The 15883-nt window shown below is 66.1% G+C and carries 13 protein-coding genes and 2 pseudogenes; 7 read left to right on the plus strand and 8 right to left on the minus strand.

Annotated features, from left to right (window positions below):
- Positions 1 to 100 precede the first annotated feature (100 nt).
- Entirely contained in the window at positions 101 to 1333 is a 1233-nt protein-coding gene (locus EET10_RS00615) for a PPE family protein (RefSeq protein WP_246013585.1), read from the plus strand.
- Between the two features lie 36 nt (positions 1334 to 1369).
- Here the strand turns inward: EET10_RS00615 and EET10_RS00620 are convergent, their stop codons facing one another.
- The 3 genes from EET10_RS00620 to EET10_RS00630 all read right to left on the minus strand — a co-directional run bounded on the left by EET10_RS00620 (position 1370) and on the right by EET10_RS00630 (position 4009).
- Positions 1370 to 2176 carry a polysaccharide deacetylase family protein gene (locus EET10_RS00620; protein ID WP_167480241.1) on the minus strand — a complete coding sequence of 269 codons (807 nt, stop codon included), beginning with the start codon at positions 2174 to 2176 and terminating at the stop codon, positions 1370 to 1372.
- A gap of 196 nt (positions 2177 to 2372) precedes the next feature.
- Positions 2373 to 3350 carry an LLM class flavin-dependent oxidoreductase gene (locus EET10_RS00625; protein ID WP_063467314.1) on the minus strand — a complete coding sequence of 326 codons (978 nt, stop codon included), beginning with the start codon at positions 3348 to 3350 and terminating at the stop codon, positions 2373 to 2375.
- A complete protein-coding gene (locus EET10_RS00630; protein ID WP_036399318.1) occupies positions 3350 to 4009 on the minus strand; it encodes a TetR/AcrR family transcriptional regulator in 660 nt (219 codons plus the stop codon). The genes EET10_RS00625 and EET10_RS00630 overlap by 1 nt, the downstream gene beginning before the upstream one ends.
- A 149-nt stretch (positions 4010 to 4158) precedes the next feature.
- Between EET10_RS00630 and EET10_RS00635 the strand changes: the two genes are divergently transcribed.
- On the plus strand, positions 4159 to 4812 hold the full coding sequence (locus EET10_RS00635) for a TetR/AcrR family transcriptional regulator (RefSeq protein WP_036399317.1): 654 nt from the start codon (positions 4159 to 4161) through the stop codon (positions 4810 to 4812).
- A 417-nt stretch (positions 4813 to 5229) separates the two neighbouring features.
- Here EET10_RS00635 and EET10_RS00640 read toward each other — a convergent pair whose 3' ends face one another.
- A complete protein-coding gene (locus EET10_RS00640; protein ID WP_036399315.1) occupies positions 5230 to 6387 on the minus strand; it encodes a Zn-dependent alcohol dehydrogenase in 1158 nt (385 codons plus the stop codon).
- 146 nt (positions 6388 to 6533) lie between these two features.
- On the opposite strand from EET10_RS00640, the gene EET10_RS00645 reads away from it, so the two are divergent.
- A complete protein-coding gene (locus EET10_RS00645) occupies positions 6534 to 8255 on the plus strand; it encodes a PE family protein (RefSeq protein WP_063467313.1) in 1722 nt (573 codons plus the stop codon).
- 67 nt (positions 8256 to 8322) lie between these two features.
- Here the strand turns inward: EET10_RS00645 and EET10_RS00650 are convergent, their stop codons facing one another.
- The 4 genes and pseudogenes from EET10_RS00650 to EET10_RS00660 form a co-directional block, all read right to left on the minus strand.
- Entirely contained in the window at positions 8323 to 9894 is a 1572-nt protein-coding gene (locus EET10_RS00650) for a DHA2 family efflux MFS transporter permease subunit (RefSeq protein ID WP_063467360.1), read from the minus strand.
- A pseudogene (locus EET10_RS00655) lies at positions 9894 to 10778 on the minus strand (AAA family ATPase); the annotation flags it as partial. The gene EET10_RS00650 and the pseudogene EET10_RS00655, both read right to left, overlap by 1 nt.
- Positions 10779 to 10813: 35 nt before the next feature.
- A pseudogene (locus EET10_RS32090) lies at positions 10814 to 10912 on the minus strand (hypothetical protein); the annotation flags it as partial.
- On the minus strand, positions 10913 to 11725 hold the full coding sequence (locus EET10_RS00660; RefSeq protein WP_036399791.1) for an SDR family oxidoreductase: 813 nt from the start codon (positions 11723 to 11725) through the stop codon (positions 10913 to 10915).
- Positions 11726 to 12024: 299 nt separating this feature from the next.
- Between EET10_RS00660 and EET10_RS00665 the strand changes: the two genes are divergently transcribed.
- From EET10_RS00665 to EET10_RS00680, 4 genes are all read left to right on the plus strand, one after another.
- Positions 12025 to 12795 carry a DUF2127 domain-containing protein gene (locus tag EET10_RS00665; protein WP_036399311.1) on the plus strand — a complete coding sequence of 257 codons (771 nt, stop codon included), beginning with the start codon at positions 12025 to 12027 and terminating at the stop codon, positions 12793 to 12795.
- Between the two features lie 31 nt (positions 12796 to 12826).
- Positions 12827 to 13696, plus strand: coding sequence for an SDR family oxidoreductase (locus EET10_RS00670; RefSeq protein ID WP_122501814.1), 870 nt, complete (start codon positions 12827 to 12829; stop codon positions 13694 to 13696).
- A gap of 25 nt (positions 13697 to 13721) precedes the next feature.
- Positions 13722 to 14492, plus strand: a complete 771-nt coding sequence (locus EET10_RS00675; protein WP_122501815.1) for a 5'-methylthioadenosine/adenosylhomocysteine nucleosidase — start codon at positions 13722 to 13724, stop codon at positions 14490 to 14492.
- Between the two features lie 581 nt (positions 14493 to 15073).
- Entirely contained in the window at positions 15074 to 15880 is an 807-nt protein-coding gene (locus EET10_RS00680) for an SDR family NAD(P)-dependent oxidoreductase (protein WP_063467312.1), read from the plus strand.
- The last annotated feature ends 3 nt before the right edge of the window (positions 15881 to 15883 follow it).

Genomic DNA, 15883 nt, shown 5'->3' on the forward strand with positions numbered 1-15883 from the left:
CAGTTATGTTCGGTCAGATTTAAAGTCCCGCGGAGGTAATCGGCTGCTCCCGTCGTTGACCGGGTGCCTGCCGTCGACATGGGATGGGAGAGTCTGCACGGTGACATCGGGAGTGGTTCTTGCTGCGCCGGTCTGGACGGCGACGCCGCCGGAGGTGCATTCGGCGTTGCTCAGCAGCGGCGCCGGTCCCGGCCCGCTGCACGAGGCCGCCGCGGCGTGGACAGCGTTGAGCGACGAATATGCTTCGGTGGCAGAGGAACTCACTGCGGTGTTGGAGATGGTCGAAGCCGGCGCGTGGCAGGGCTCCAGCGGCCAGCGGTACGCGGACGCTCACCTGCCCTACCTGGCCTGGTTGGTCGAGACGAGTGTCGACAGTGCGCGGCTGTCTGCTCAGCACGAGGTCGCGGCGGCGGCCTACGTCAGCGCCCTGGATGCGATGCCGACACCGACCGAGTTGGCCGGCAACCACGCCATGCATGCAGCGCTGGTGGCAACGAATTTCTTTGGCATCAACACGATCCCGATTGCGCTCAACGAGGCCGACTATGTGCGGATGTGGATCCAAGCCGCCACCACGATGTGCGTCTATGAGGCAGTCGCCGGTACCGCGTTGGCCTCGGTACCGCCCGCCACGCCCGCTCCGGTGGTGGTCAAACCCGATATCGATTCGAGCGCCGAAGCTGCGGCGTCCGCGGCGGTGGGGGTCCCTTGGCACCTGCTCGAGGCGGTGGTCATGGACCTGATGCGGGTGTGGGAACTATGCCAGGTATGCACCTCTGCCGACACCTGGAGTTTTCACGAGGCGGTCATGTTGATGGTGCACCCGGTGGTGAACAAGATCAACGACTTGCTCCTCGATCCGTTCGCCACCTTCGTGAAATTGGCCCCGATGCTTTATCCGTTGATGTACCAGGCTTTTCAGATCTGGCCGATGCTGGGCGCGGTCATCGCCGGCGCAACCGGCGGGTCGGTTGCGCTTCCGTACGGCCTGCCGGCCGGCATGCTCCCGGCTATCGGTTCCGCGGCGGGACTGGGCGCCTTCCCGGCTGTCGGGGCCGTTGCCGCACCGGCCGCGGCGATACCCCAACTCGGCGCGCTGGCCGGATTGGCACCGGGTGCTTCTGGTGCGTCGCTCTCGGTGGTAGCTCCCGGTACTGGAACGGCGGGGTTTGCCGGGGCTGGCGGCACGCTCGCTTCTTCCTCGCCCGCAGGGCTGACTCACTATGCATCGCAAGTGGTCGATGACGGGTTCGGCACCAGTGCCCGGGCTCCGATGCTGCCGGCAACCTGGAATGCGCAGGGTGTCGGCGCGGGCGGCTACCCGGCTAGCTAAAACACATTGGATGGCAACGCTTTACGCGCGTACCGACTACGGGGTTCTCAGGAATACGTCGTTGAGAGTGACGGTACGAAGATCGCGGGCGCGGATGATCTCTACGAGTTGCGGATAGACGTGGGTCACCGGCAGATGGTTGAGGTGGCCGATAACGATGGCCTGCGGGACGAAATACTGATCGGCCATCTTGACGATGTATTCCTCGGTGATCAATGTCGAATCCGACAACGAGCCCGACCACAGCACGGGGACCGTGTAGCCCAGGTCGGCGGCCACCGCGTCAACTGCGGCATTGTGCTTTGCATACGGCGGACGCCAATACGGTTTCGCACCAATGCCGTACGTCTTCTTCAGAAATTCGTCGTTACGGGTGAGCTGTTGAGCGATCTCGCCTTTCGACAGCGTCGTCAGATCCGGGTGCGACCAGGTGTGGTTGCCGAGTTGGATCTGCCCGGAGTCGACGAGCGGCCGAAGCAGCGCCATGTTGTCGGTCCAGGAGTCGTACGTTGCGTTGACGAAGAACGTCAACCGCACGCCGGTGTCCTTGGCGAATTGCGTGTAGGCGCGGACCACCTCGGTATTGACACCGTCGTCGACCGTCAGCGCAAGCAAGTCGCCGTTACCGGGAAGCTGGCTCAATACGCCGCCGCCGGGCAACCGGATGCGCGCACTCGGCGGTGGCGGTGGCAACAAACCGGCGACGGTCGGGCCGGAAGTCGGCGTGGCAGCCACCGGGGTCTGCGCGAAGGTGCGCGGCTGGGGCTCGACCATGCACCGGGCCGCACCCACGCCGACGACCGTTGCGGCGGCGAGCGACCCCAGGAAGCGGCGACGATTCAGCTCTGACATTTGACGGTCGCAATCGAACGCCCGCGCAGCCGGGCAGGTGGCGAACCGGGCATACCCACATCGGGGATGCCGATAACGAAGAACGGAGCCACCACAGCAGCGAACCGTACCATTACCAGCATCGATATGTCGTGTTGAACGCGGCTGGGTCGGCATCCTGTTATCTGGAGCACGCCGTCAGGCCGCGTCAGACGTGGGGCAAGACCTCGTCAGTCAGCAGCTGCAGGCTGGCCCAGCCGGCGTCGAGCGGAAGCCCGCCGACGAGGGGGTTCATCACGACTTCCCTTCGGCCGCTGCGAATCTGGCCGATCAACTGCTCGGGTGTGAGGATCTCGACGTTGTTCAGGCCCCGCAGCTCCTCGACCGAGCCGGCCGGCTGCTCGTTGGGTCGGGGCACGCCCGACCGCTTCCAGGCGCTGTATTCGGCGGTCTCGTTCATGATGTAACTGCCGTAACGGGACCAGGCCTCGTCCGGGTCGGGGTGCAGGAGGGTGACGGTACTGCCGTTTTCGGGGTGATAGACAAAGCCCTGTTTGCCCTGGTTGCGCAGCTCACGCTGATACACCGCCGCAAGTTCGGGCATCGCCATCGGCGGCGAGAACGGCAGCCCGAAGCGCGCGGCTCTCTTGGCTGCCGCCGCCGTCATGCCGCCGACGAAGACGATCGGATGGGGGCGGGTATGCGGCTTCGGCGTGACGTTGATGAGTGCGCCCTCATACTCGAAGGGCTCATCGCGCCACGCCTGGAGCATCACCGACAGACAGCGATCCATCAATGCGCCGCGTTGCGGCCAGTCCTTGCCGACGGCGTGGTATTCCTCAGGCCGGTAACCCATTCCGGCTACCACGCTGAAGCGGCCCCGGGCCAGGTTGTCCAGCACGGCGATATCCTCGGCGAGCCGAATCGGATCGTAGAGCGGGACGATGAGGGCGTTGATGCTGATCCGCACGCTGCGGGTGCGCCCGGCGACCGCAGCGGCCAGAATCAGCGGCGAGGGCAGCCAACCGGTCCTGGACAGGTGATGTTCCTCGCCGCTGACCGCGGTGACGCCGTGGGTATCGGCGAACTCGGCCATCTCCAGTGCGGCCTGGTAGCGACCGGTGTGGCGGCCGGCAGGATCGGCGATATTGGTCATGTTCAGCCGTAGTGCGGTGAGCAGGCTCATCACTGCCCGCTGACCGGGTGGCTGGCACCCGTGAACAAGGTGCCCCGGATCAGTCTCTTTGCCGAGCCCAGCGTGGCTTCGTATGCCTCCGGCGCCAAACTGGCCGCCTGCTCGGACAGGCCGCGCGTCAGCGCGCAGATGGCCTCCACCGCTCCGGTCGGACCGGTGTCCGGGGACAGCGCACCTTGCCCGTGCGCGTCCGCGACGATCTCGCTGACGACATCGCGCAGCGCCTTGGAACCCGGATACTTCGGACCTCCGCGCGACGACCGCGCATTGCTTTCGATGCGGACGGCGCGCAGGAACGCCGCCAGGTATGGGTAGTCGTGAATCAGCCGTGTCGACTCGTCCAGCACCGCATCGAGTCGGTCGACGACGTCGTCGGATTGGGCTGCGGCCGCACGCAGCCTTGGCAACACGATCTGCTCGATCTCCTCGCCGGTCGCGTTGAGCAGCTCGGACTTGTTGGGGAAATAGTGATAAAGGCTGCCGCTGGTCATGTCGGCCGCTCGGGCGATCTCGCGGATCGTCGCCTGCGAGTAGCCGACCTCGGCCACGCAGCGCATGGCCGCGGCGATGATCCGTTGCCGAGTCTGCTCACCATGTGCGCCCACCGGTCGGCCCAATTGAGACCCCGACGCAGAAGAGCTAACGGTCATGCCGCGCGGCGTCCTCCGTTGGTCTGTCGGTCACCCACCGTCCGCCTGCGCGGACGCCGGAACTAATCGATCAGTCGAATATATTCGACCGTGTCGAACCATGCCGCCCTCCAGGGCGGCCAACCATGCCAGTGAGGAACACCCCCACCATGACCCGGGCACAGCTTGGTCGCCCCGTCGGCGCCAGCGGCGAGGAGACCCGCCAGCGCATCATCGTTGCGACGATGCGGTGCGTGGCCGAGGTCGGCTACTCGCAGGCGACGATCCGCGAGATCGCCCGGATGGCCGACATGACCAGCGCCAGCCTGTACAACTACTTTCCGAACAAGTCGGAACTGATCAAGGCGACGATCGCGGCCAGGGCCGAGGCCGCCATGCCACGGCTGCGAACGGCGGCGCAAGGCCCCGGCGACGTGGTCGAGCGGATCGAAGCAGTGCTCGACGAATGTGGCCAATTGATGCGTGAATACCCGGATCTGGCCGCCTTCGAGTGGGCGATCCGGGCGGGAAACATCGTGGGCTCCGATTGGCCCGCGGCCGCCGAGGTGGGTGATCGCGGATTCACGACGTTCCGCGAGATCATCGAGGGCATCGTCGGGGACGCTCATCAGCGCGGCGAACTCGCTGATCCCGATCCGCAGGCCACGGTGGAGGCGATCTATGCACTCATCTACGGGTTGACCGAGTTGGCCGCCACCCTGCCGCCTAAGGAGTACCAGGCGGCGCTGAGCTCGGCCAAGGTATTGGTCAGAGGCGCGTTGTTCGGCCCTAGGTCCGCGGCACACCGTGGCCCGTCATCCTGATTGCCGCAGATGCCGTCTCGCTGGTGCCGAGCGTGAGCTGAGGGCGTCGAGTGTGCCGCCAGGGCGTCGGGTGTGAGCTGACGGCGTCGAGCGTGCCGCCATGGCGGTCCGACCGCGAAATCCCCGCCCTGCGTGCACGCTCAAAGCCGTAACCGCACGCTCGATACGGCAGCACGGCAGCACGCTCGATACGGCAAGCACGCTCAGCACGGCAGCACGCTCGATACGGCAGCACGGCAGCACGGCAGCACGGCAGCACGGCAGCATTCGACCCGGTGAGCATGTGAGTCGACAGATGACGGACGTCGCCCGACTCGAGCCGACACAGCCTACGAGAAGCGTCCCACCGGGCGATTGCGGCGGGCACTTTTCATGAACCACCGCCTGCCCGTTGGGAAACGCGGGACCGAGCGCGTCTCAGCCCAAGTCGAAATCGATGACTCCGCGGATCAATTCACCCGCGGCGAGATCGGCGTAGGCGTTGTTGATCTCGGCGAGCGCGTACCGCTTGGTGATCATCTCGTCGAGCAGGAGGTGCCCGGATTCGTACAGCCCGGCCAGAAGCGGAATGTCGCTCTTGGGATTGCAGGAGCCGAACACTGTGCCGCACAACGTCTTATTCATCAAAATGAAATCCTGCAAGGTGAGGTCGACCGACGATGTCTTTGGTGCGGGCAGGCCGGTGAGCACGCAGGTGCCGCCCTTGCGGGTGAGCTTCAGCGCCGCGTCGACGTCGGCCGCTTCTATCATCGCGGGGCAGACGACGACGGCGTCGGCCATCACGCCGTGGGTTAGTTCGCGCACCAACTCGAGCGCTTCGGGCGCCGTCGCCACCGCATGGGTGGCCCCGAATGCCGGCGCGGACGTGCGCTTGAATTCAACGGGGTCGACGGCCACGATGCGGGCGGCACCACTGATCCGCGCGCCCTGGATGGCCGCGGTGCCGATCCCGCCGGCGCCGATCACCACCACGGTGTCGCCACCGCGCACCCCGGCGCGGCGGGCCGCCGAACCGTATCCGGTCGGAACTGCGCATGCCAGCAGCGCGGCGGGCACCAACGGGAAACCGGGATCGATCTTGACCAGCGAATCGGCCGACACAACGGTGTGTTCGGCAAACGCTCCAATCTTGGATATGTGTCCCAGGTTGCGCCCGTCAACGGTGTGGTGGCGAAATGTGCCGTCGGTCGGCATGCCGGGTGCGAGCGTCCCGGCTCCGGTGTCGCAGAGGTATTCCATGCCTGAGGCACACCATCGGCACTGACCGCACACGGCGACGAACGACGTCACCACATGGTCGCCGGGCGCGAAGCGCCGGACTCCCTCGCCGACCTCGACCACAACGCCCGAGCCTTCGTGTCCGCCGATCGTCGGCGACATCGCCGGGAGCCCCAGGCAACGCAGCGTTTCTGCCGGGGGAGCCAGCCTGCCCTGGCGGATGTGCTCGTCGGAGTGGCACAACCCGGTGGCCGCGAGACGCACCAGGACTTCGCCGGAACGGGGCGGATCCAGGTCGAACTCTTCGACCGTCCACGGGCGGCCGTACTCGTAGAGAATGGCGGCGCGGCTTCTCATGGATCCCTCGCATCCAACATGGCTCCCCAGAACAGCGGGACGACATACTATCAATCGATTGATTATTTGGTTGATAGCGACACCGGGACCTGCTTCGGACCGATACCATCAAGCGATTGATTATATAGCTCGCTGGAGGAGCGTCGATGTCGTACGTGGTGGCGGTTCCACAGCTGTTGTCGTCAGCGGCGACCGAATTGGCAACCATGGGCGCGGCGCTGCAGTCCGCGACCACGGCGGCAGCGCTGCCAACCACCGCAATACCGGCAGCCGCTGAGGACGAGGTCTCGGCGGCGGTGGCGTCGCTGTTCGCCGCGTATGCCGGCGAATATCAGGCCCTGAGCGCGCGGGTCAGCGATTTTCACCAGCAGTTCGTGGAGTCGCTGACGGCGGGTGCGGGATCGTATGCGGCCGCCGAATCGGCCAACGCCAATCCGCTGGCGCAGGCGGCGCTCAACCTGATCAACTCGCCCGCGCAGACCCTGCTGGGTCGTCCGCTGATCGGTGACGGTGCCAACGGGGCGCCCGGCACCGGGCACGACGGCGGTCCGGGCGGGTTGCTGTACGGCAATGGCGGCGACGGCGGCTCGGGCGGGGCCGGTCAGGCCGGAGGCGACGGCGGCAGCGCCGGTCTGATCGGCAACGGCGGCGCCGGTGGCCGAGGCGGTGCCGGTGTTGCTGGCGCTTCGGGCGTTTCGGGGGCCCCGCCCGGCGGACGGGGCGGAGCCGGGGGTGTGCTGTGGGGCAACGGCGGCAGCGGCGGCCCCGGCGGGGCCGGTGTGCCGGGCAGCGCGGCCGGCGCCGGCGGTGTCGGCGGCCCCGCCCAGCTGATCGGTGACGGCGGCAACGGCGGCATGGGCGGCTCGGGAGCCGACCCGGGCCCGGGCGGAGCCGGCGGCGCCGGCGGACGGCTGGCCGGCCATGCCGGTTCCACCGGGGCGCCCGGCACCCGGGTCAGTGCGCCCGGCAATCCGGGTGGTCCGCCGGATCCCGGCGGGCCGGTTGATCCCGGTCAGAACGCGGTCGACGCGGCCCGTTCCGGCGACCTCGCCTCGTCGAACGGGGGAACCATCACCGACGGTGCCCTCAAGGAGATATCGGGCGTCGACGCCGGCATCAGAAATCCTAATGTTGTTTGGGTGCATAATGATTCGGGGGACTCGGCGCGAATCTTCGCCGTTGACGCAAAGACCGGCCAAACCTTGGGCAGCTACACGCTTGGTGGCGCGAAAGCTGTCGACTGGGAAGACATCGAGGTCGCCACCGCGGCCGACGGCAGGTCCTACATCTATGTGGGCGACATCGGCGACAACGGATTGTCGCGCAGCGATGTCGTCATCTACCGCGTCCCCGAGCCGACGGTGACCGGCACGGCGACCAACCCCACGAACACAACGTTGACGGGAGTCGATCAGCTTCGACTTGTCTATCCCAATGGAGAAAAGATCAATTCCGAGTCGCTGGCCGTCGATCCGCGTTCGGGCAACCTGATGGTCATCGAGAAGACCAGTGCCAACAGTTCCCGCGTCTATTCCGCTCCGGCAACTGCGTGGGGAAGTTCCGGTGATGCGACGCTGCAACAAGTCGCGACTCTGGACATGTCGCATACCAACTCGAAACTCGTCACCAGCGCCGACTTTTCACCCGACGGCTCGGAATTGGCCGTCCGCACCTATCGCGATGTGCTGCTGTGGAATCGGGACCCGAACAGCAGCGCCTGGTCGCCGTTCAGCCAGCAGCCCGCTATGGGGCCGGCGGTTCCGAATGAATCCCAGGGTGAGGCGATCGCCTTCCATCCGGACGGGGCCGGCTACGTCACGGTGAGTGAGGGGACAAACCAGACCCTGCACAATTTCGACGCGCCGTGACCTCGAGGGTACGTCGGTGGACCGGGCGAGAGACGCCGGTTGCGACGGCCGCGCACGAGAGAACAAGTCAGTGAATACCGGTAGATGGCTGGCCGCTGTGCTGCGCGGCACCACCGGGCTCGCCCGGTTCTGGTGTGATTGGGCGCGACGACATATGCCTCGGCACCATGGCTTTCGGCTTCTGGTACAAGGATGCCAACGGTATGAAAGTCATCCCCACCAGTACGACCGCCACCAGAAGCGCTGCGCTGTAGGCGTGCGAAAGGTCGCTCCGGGAAAGCTGTTGCGACATCACCGGTTGGTGGAGCTGGCTGGTCAGGATCACCGACAGGAGCGCGGTCCCCACCGCGGCCGCCACCTGTTGATTGACCTTGATCATCGTCGAACCCCTGGCCATCTGATCCGGGGCCAGCGTCTGCATTGCCACCGCAACCAGCGGCATCCGGGTGGAGCCCATGCCCAGCCCCAACATCGTCAGACCGGCCAGCAGCAGCGGCAGCGAATCGCGCTGGTGGGCAACGCCGTAAGCGAAGACACCCATGCCCGCGACGTTCAACGTGACCCCGATGACAAGCACCCCGCGAGCGCCGCGTCGGTCCATCAACGTTCCCGCCAACGGCATACTCACCGCGGCACCGATTCCCCGAGGGACCACGCTCATCCCGGCTTGCAATGGTGTCTGGTTCAGCAGCTGCTGGAAGTAGCTGGGAAACAGCACCCCCGCGCCGAACGTGGCGACGATGTAGAAGAACATGGCGACATTGGTGAGCGTGAACGCTCGGTTGGTCAACAGGCGCAAATCGATCAGGGGCTTATCCGACCGGTAGAGGGCATGAAACACGAACCCGACGATCAACGCCGTACCAACGGCCAGGGGTATCCAGACGTGCCCGTCGATCACGGTGCCGCGGTTTGGGATTTCGGATATCCCGTACAACAGCACCGGCAGGCCCGGTGACAGCAGCAGCATCCCGATGACGTCGAAGGTTTCCGACGGTGCCGGGTCGTCGTCGGGCAACACGATTGCAGCAAGGCCGATTGCGGCCACACCGACCGGCAGGTTGATCCAGAAGATCCACTGCCAGCTGTAGCTGTCGATGAGCCAACCACCCAAGACAGGCCCGAATGCTGGCGCGAGCACCATCGGGATCCCCAGCACGGCCATCACGCGGCCGACCCGTCTGGGACCTGCCTCGCGGTTCACGATGGTGAGGGTCAGCGTCGTGAGGATGCCACCACCAAGGCCCTGCAGCACCCGAGAGACGATCAGCACAGTGATGTTTGGCGCTACCGCGCACAGCAGTGAGCCCAGTGTGAAGGCGACAACGGAACCGATGAAGATTCGTTTTGTGCCGAATCGATCGGCTGCCCAGCCAGTCAGCGGGATTACCGCGGCCAACGCCAGCGTGTAACCGGTGATCGTCCAGGAAACGACGGCCTGGGTCGATCCGAAGGTGGTGACAAACGTGCGTTGTGCGACGGTGACAACGGTGGTGTCCAAAAGATTCATGAACGAGCCGAGGACGCACACCCCGGCTATCCACCACAGCCTGGCGTCGAGCTTGTCCGCATTGCCGTGTTGATCTCGGCTCGCGGAGTCAGAGGGCAGGCCGGGCTGCCGCCCGCCCGGGCGCCGTATCACCGTAATTCCCACGCGCGGTGAGAAGGTGTCAGTTTTTCGACCGCGCGCAGGGCCGTCGCAGTCCGCTCCTCCCAGCCGCCATTGACAACGACGAATGGTCGTCTCACCGCGCGCAGAGCGCGCTCGCAGCGGGCGACGAAGTTGACGCCCGCGCTGAGCGGATAAGTCACGCCGGCCGTGTCCGACGACGTATCGGGCGTCATGAGGAGGGTGAGAGCGTATGGGCGCCTGGCCAATTCGCGGAGAGCCTGGGGGCAGCCTCCCGACAGCAACTCGGCCCACACGGTGGTAGCCAGCGGATCGGTAGCACAGATCAGCACTCGATCGGCGTCGCGCGCCAAGGCTTCCTCCGAAGCGATCTGTCCGCGAACGATTTCGGTCCAATCCAGGCCTGCCGACGTGTCTACGTTCAAATCTCTTGTCCTCGACGATTCGGGAACCCATTTCGTCCCGAGCTTTTCCGCGAGCGCCCTGGCGAGGGCACTCGCCTCGGTGGGATCGGCGCTGAGGATGCTGACCCGTTTCACAAAGGCGGGCCGCACGCAGCGTGGGATGTGCTGCCAGTGCGCAAACGGGTCCGCGCGGATGCACGTTGCACTGACCGGAACGACTGTGCGCGCCTGGTCGACTGACACGAAACGTGCTCCAAGAATTCGGGCGAAGTCCGCGCCGTAAGGCTCGGAGGCAAAGACGAAGTCGGGACGCACTGGGAGGACCTCCTCCAACCCCGCCTTCCACCTGGCCCAGGACGGCGTTTGCTCCGACGGATCCCGCAGGTTCTCGATGGACAGACGAATCACGCGATCGAAAGGGAACAGCTCACACATCCATGCCAAGCGTTGGCTGCCCGATATCGGGTCGCCGGCCTGTACCGAAATGACGCCTCTCATCCGGCTGCTGATGGATTGGAAGGGCGCTGATGGCGGTGGGTGCCGTCGGGGTTGTGGCAATCTGCGAGGGTGGCGGCCAGCTCGGCGAGTTGTTCGGGGCGAAACCGGCTGGCCTGGCGGGCCAGCTAGCTGCCCGACCGCACCGCCGCGATGACGCCACCGTCGACCAGCAGATCGGTACCGGTGACAAAGGATGCGTCCGGGCCGAGCAGAAACGCCGCCGCCGCCGCGATGTCGTCGGGGGTTCCGATGCGGCCGGTGCCCGACATGGCGATCATCGCCCGCATGCCGTCGCCGACGGCGGAATTCAGTTCCTGCTGCCCCATCGGCGTCGAGATGATGCCGGGACTGATCGAGTTGATCCTTGCTCCGCGGCGGCCCCACGGCACGCTCGCGGCACGCACTCGAATGTGATTGGCCTGCTTAGCGATCGGGTAGGCAAAGGCCGGTTCGGTGACCCGGCTGACGAAGTCGAGCGATAGCAGGTCACCCGGCGGGTTGTGGGCCAGCGCCTGCTCCTGCTCGGCGGTCAGCGGCGGGACCAGGTGGCCGGCCATGCTGGCGATCACCACACCCGCGCCGCCCGGCGCGACGACCTCGCCGAATTCCTGCAGCATCAGCGCAACGCCGAGCAGGTCGACAGCCAGGATTGCTTGCGCCGAGGCTTGCGCCGGGGAGAGCCCGGCGGTATGGGCCACGTGTGTCACGTCGCCGAGGGAGGCGGCGTACCGCGCCAGCCCGCGAACTGATTCCGCTGACGCGACGTCGACACTGTGACCCAGCACCTGATGGCCTGCGGCGGATAGTGATTCGACGACCGATGCCAGCGTCTCGTCGTCGTTGTCGGCCAGAAGTACCGTCTTGGCGGACCCTGACCGCCGGGCAATCGCGTGACCGATGCCGCCGGCACCGATAACGGTCAACACGTCCCGATGCACAGCCATGTCACTACCTCCGTTCGGGAGACAAATGCGATGGCCGGTCACCGCCGCAGGTGGTCAAACCTAAGCTAGACGTGCTCGATGGTGCTGCGGCCTCGTTCCGTCGCTCACCGACACGGCCGCTGTCATGCGACCGCGTCTCGACGAGATCGGTGTCGGCGAACAGGCCCGGCCTCCTCGGCGCGGTGAGTTCGGATGTCCAGCGTCCGCGCAGCTCGTCGAGGTTCTGACCAGAACTGGTGGCAGGTGTGCGCGCCGTCTTGCGTGGTTCGCCACCCGCACTGAATGATCGGCTCGTGGCCAAGCGCGAAACTCGTGGCGTGAACCGGTGGGAGCTGATTGCGTGTGCCGTCAGCGGGCACGCCACCTATGCACCCGACGACGAGGCTCTGGCAGACCGGCTGAGCGCCACCACCAAGCTCGGTGAGGTATGGCGCTGTCTTCGTTGTGGCGACTTCACCCTCGGTGAGCCGCATGGACGGGGCCATCCCGAAGACGCACCACTGATCATGCGGGGCAAGGCGTTACGCCAGGCGATCATCATCCGGGTGCTCGCAGTCGAGCGGCTGCTTCGGGCCATGGTGCTCGGTCTCGCCGCGTGGGCGGTGTGGGAGTTTCGCGGGGCACGCGGAGCCATTCAAGCCACCCTCGATCGCGACCTGCCGGTCTTTCGCACGGCGGGGTTCAAGGTCGATCAAATGTCGGCGATACACGAACTGGAGAAGGCACTGGCCGCAAAGCCATCCACGCTGGCGCTGATCACGTTCATGCTGGCCGCCTATGCGGTCTTGCAGGTGGTCGAGGGCGTGGGCCTATGGCTGCTGAAGCGTTGGGGCGAATACTTCGCGGTGGTGGCCACCTCGCTGTTCCTGCCGTTGGAGATCCATGACCTGACCAAGGGCATCACCATGACCCGGGTGGTGACCTTCACCATCAATATGGCTGCGGTGCTGTACCTGTTGATCTCGAAGCGGTTGTTCGGCCTGCGCGGTGGCCGCCAGGCATATGAGGAAGAACGGCACGGCGAGCAGTTGCTCGACCTCGAACGCGCCGCCATGACGACCTGATCGCCCGGCCGGAACAGGATCGGAGATCGCAATGGGCACTTATGCAATCACCGGGGCGGCATCCGGGATGGGCCGCGCGGCCGCGGGCCGGCTCCGGGATCACGGCCACACGGTGATCGGTGTCGACCTCAAAGACGCCGATGTCGCCGCAGACTTGTCGACACCCCAGGGACGTGCGCACGCCGCTGACGAAGTCGTGGTGGCCTCGGGCGGCAAGCTCGACGGAGCCGTGCTGGCTGCAGGGTTGGGGCCAGGCCCGGGCCGGGACCGGATGCGGCGGATCGCACAGGTCAATTACCTGGGAGTGGTCGAGTTGCTGCAGGCGTGGCGGCCCGCATTGGCTGCCGCCGGGCGCGCGAAGGTGGTCGTCATCGGAAGTAACTCGACGACGACGGTTCCAGCGGTTCCGCGGCGAACCGTGCGGGCACTGCTGGACAATGACGCCGACCGGGCGCTGCGTTCGGTGAGGTTGTTCGGCAGAGCCGCGCCGTCGATCATGTACGCGGCGTCGAAAATCGCGGTGAGCCGCTGGGTTCGGCGCCGCGCGGTGTTGCCGGACTGGGCCGGTTCGGGTATACGGCTGAATGCTCTTGCACCCGGGGCCATCATGACGCCGTTACTGCAGGAGCAGCTGTCGGACCCGACGCAAGCCAAAGCCGTTCGGTCGTTCCCTATTCCCATCGGTGGATTCGGCGACGTCGCGCACATTGCTGACTGGATTTGCTTCCTGCTCTCGGACTCCGCCGACTTCCTGTGCGGCAGTGTCGTGTTCGTCGATGGCGGTTCCGACGCATACTTCCGGGCCGACGACTGGCCCAAGCCGCTGCCGGTGCGCCGACTGCCCGGGTACCTCATCCGGTTCCGCCGCGGTTCCCGCATGACGACTGCCGCGGATCGGTGACCGGGCTGCGGCCGATGGGCTCGCCGTGACGATCGGGGTCATCTGTGCGATCCCGCAGGAGTTGTCCTACCTGCTGGGTTTGATGTCGGGACCCGAACGCCACCAGATTGCCCAGGTCACCTTCGGCGTCGGCGCGCTCGAGTCGCACCCGGTGGTGTTGGCGGCAGCCGGCATGGGCAAAGTCAACACAAGCATGGTCGCGACCCTTCTTGCCGACCGATTCCGTTGCGGCACGATCGTTTTCACCGGCGTCGCCGGCGGGCTTGATGCGGAACTGCAGATCGGCGACGTCGTCATCGCCGAACGGGTAGTACAGCACGACTTCGGCCTGCTGGAGGACGAGCAGCTGCAGCCCTACCAACCCGGACACATACCCTTCATCAAACCGACCGAGCAGCTTGGCTATCGGGCCGACCCTGGGCTGATCGAGCGCGTGCGGGACCGTCTAGACGGGTTCACCCTGCCGTCTTTGTCGATTGGCGCAGGTGGCCACGGCCGGCCGCCGCGAATCACTTTCGGCACCGTTCTGACCGGCGATCAATACCTGCACTGTGAGCGCACCCGCAGCCGCCTGCGCCACGAATTAGGCGGTCACGCAATCGAAATGGAGGGCGGTGCGCTGGCTCAGGTCTGCGAATCCTTCGGTATGCCATGGCTGGTCGTCCGTGCGCTTTCCGACCTTGCCGGCAGCGATTCCGGCCTCGACTTCAACCGATTCGTCAACGAGGTCGCCGACGGCTCGGCCCGGATCCTGCTGCGATTGCTCCCGGTGCTCACCCGCCATGCCACGATCTAGTGGTCGGTGGACGGTGTTGATCCAGCGCACTGGGCTGCAGGACGTAACCGGCGCCGAGTGTGCGGTGATGGCGCCGAGTGCGGCGTCAGGGCGGGCCGCCCGCGGATGTTCCCGCCCTACACGCACATTCAAAGCCGTCACGGCACACTCGATACGGCGGCATGAGCCAGAGTTTCATGGGGGTGATTGCCGCTGCCCAAGAGTTCGCTGGTGTTGACGACGTCGAAATGTAGGCTGGTGGCGATGGGCGCCGGAGAGCGCGGCCGAGCAGACATGAAAGGTCTGCCCGAAGGCAGATCCCCGTCTTCTGACGGTGGGTCAAGCAGGCCCTTTCAGGCCTCGCCCAAAAATGGGCTTGCTGCACTTCGGGCAGACCGCCAGGTCGCCCTGGCACTGACCACTATGGCACCGCGATCGCCGGCATGGCGACGGCCGAAAGTCCCTGAACATACCGGCCCAAAGTCACATCGAGCCCGCCCGCTGGTGGTCGTTGTGTGCCAGTCCCGGATCGGGCGGGGATCGGGCGAAAGTCGGAAAGCGTGGCAAGAGCCCGGCTGGGCCTACCGGTAAGGTTGAAACGTATGGCTCTTCCCCCACCAGGAAATGACCGCGCCGCCGTCGTCACCGGGGCGTCCTCGGGCATCGGCGAGGAACTTGCGCGGATTCTCGCCCAGCGTGGCTACCAGGTCGTCTTGGTGGCGCGCAGCGCCGACCGTTTGGAAGCACTCGCCCGACGGCTGGGCCCGCACACGCATCCGATGCCCGCCGATCTGTCTGAGCGAAGTGACCGGGCGAACCTGCTGGACCGCGTCGTCGCGCTCGGTCTGATACCCGACATCCTGGTCAACAACGCCGGACTCTCGACGCTGGGCGTCGTGGCCAAATCCGTTCCGGCCCGGGAACTCAATTTGGTGGAAGTTGATGTGGCCGCCGTCGTCGACCTGTGCAGCAGGTTCCTGCCGGGCATGGTCGAGCGTCGTCGGGGAGCGGTGCTCAACGTGGCGTCGGTGGCCGCATTCGGTCCGTTGCCCGGACAAGCCGCATATGGCGCGGCCAAGGCGTTCGTGCTGTCCTATACCCACAGCCTGCGCGGCGAGCTGCGCGGCACCGGGGTCGGGGTGACCGCACTGTGTCCCGGACCGGTCGACACCGGATTCGGAGACGCCGCCGGATTCACCAAGGAGGAAGCCGAAAACAGCCTGCCGCGCATCATGTGGAAACCCGCCGCCCAGGTGGCTCAGGCCGGAATCGAGGGCTTAGCGGTCGGCAAGGCCGTCGTCGTCCCGGGTCTGGTGAACCGCGTCGCGGCGGGTCTCTTCCGGATCGTGCCGCCCGAGTGGATGCTGCCGTTCCTGGCGCGCAACCACCCTGCGCTGAAACGCAGTTGAGCC

This window comes from Mycobacterium pseudokansasii, from assembly GCF_900566075.1.
Taxonomy (GTDB): domain Bacteria; phylum Actinomycetota; class Actinomycetes; order Mycobacteriales; family Mycobacteriaceae; genus Mycobacterium; species Mycobacterium pseudokansasii.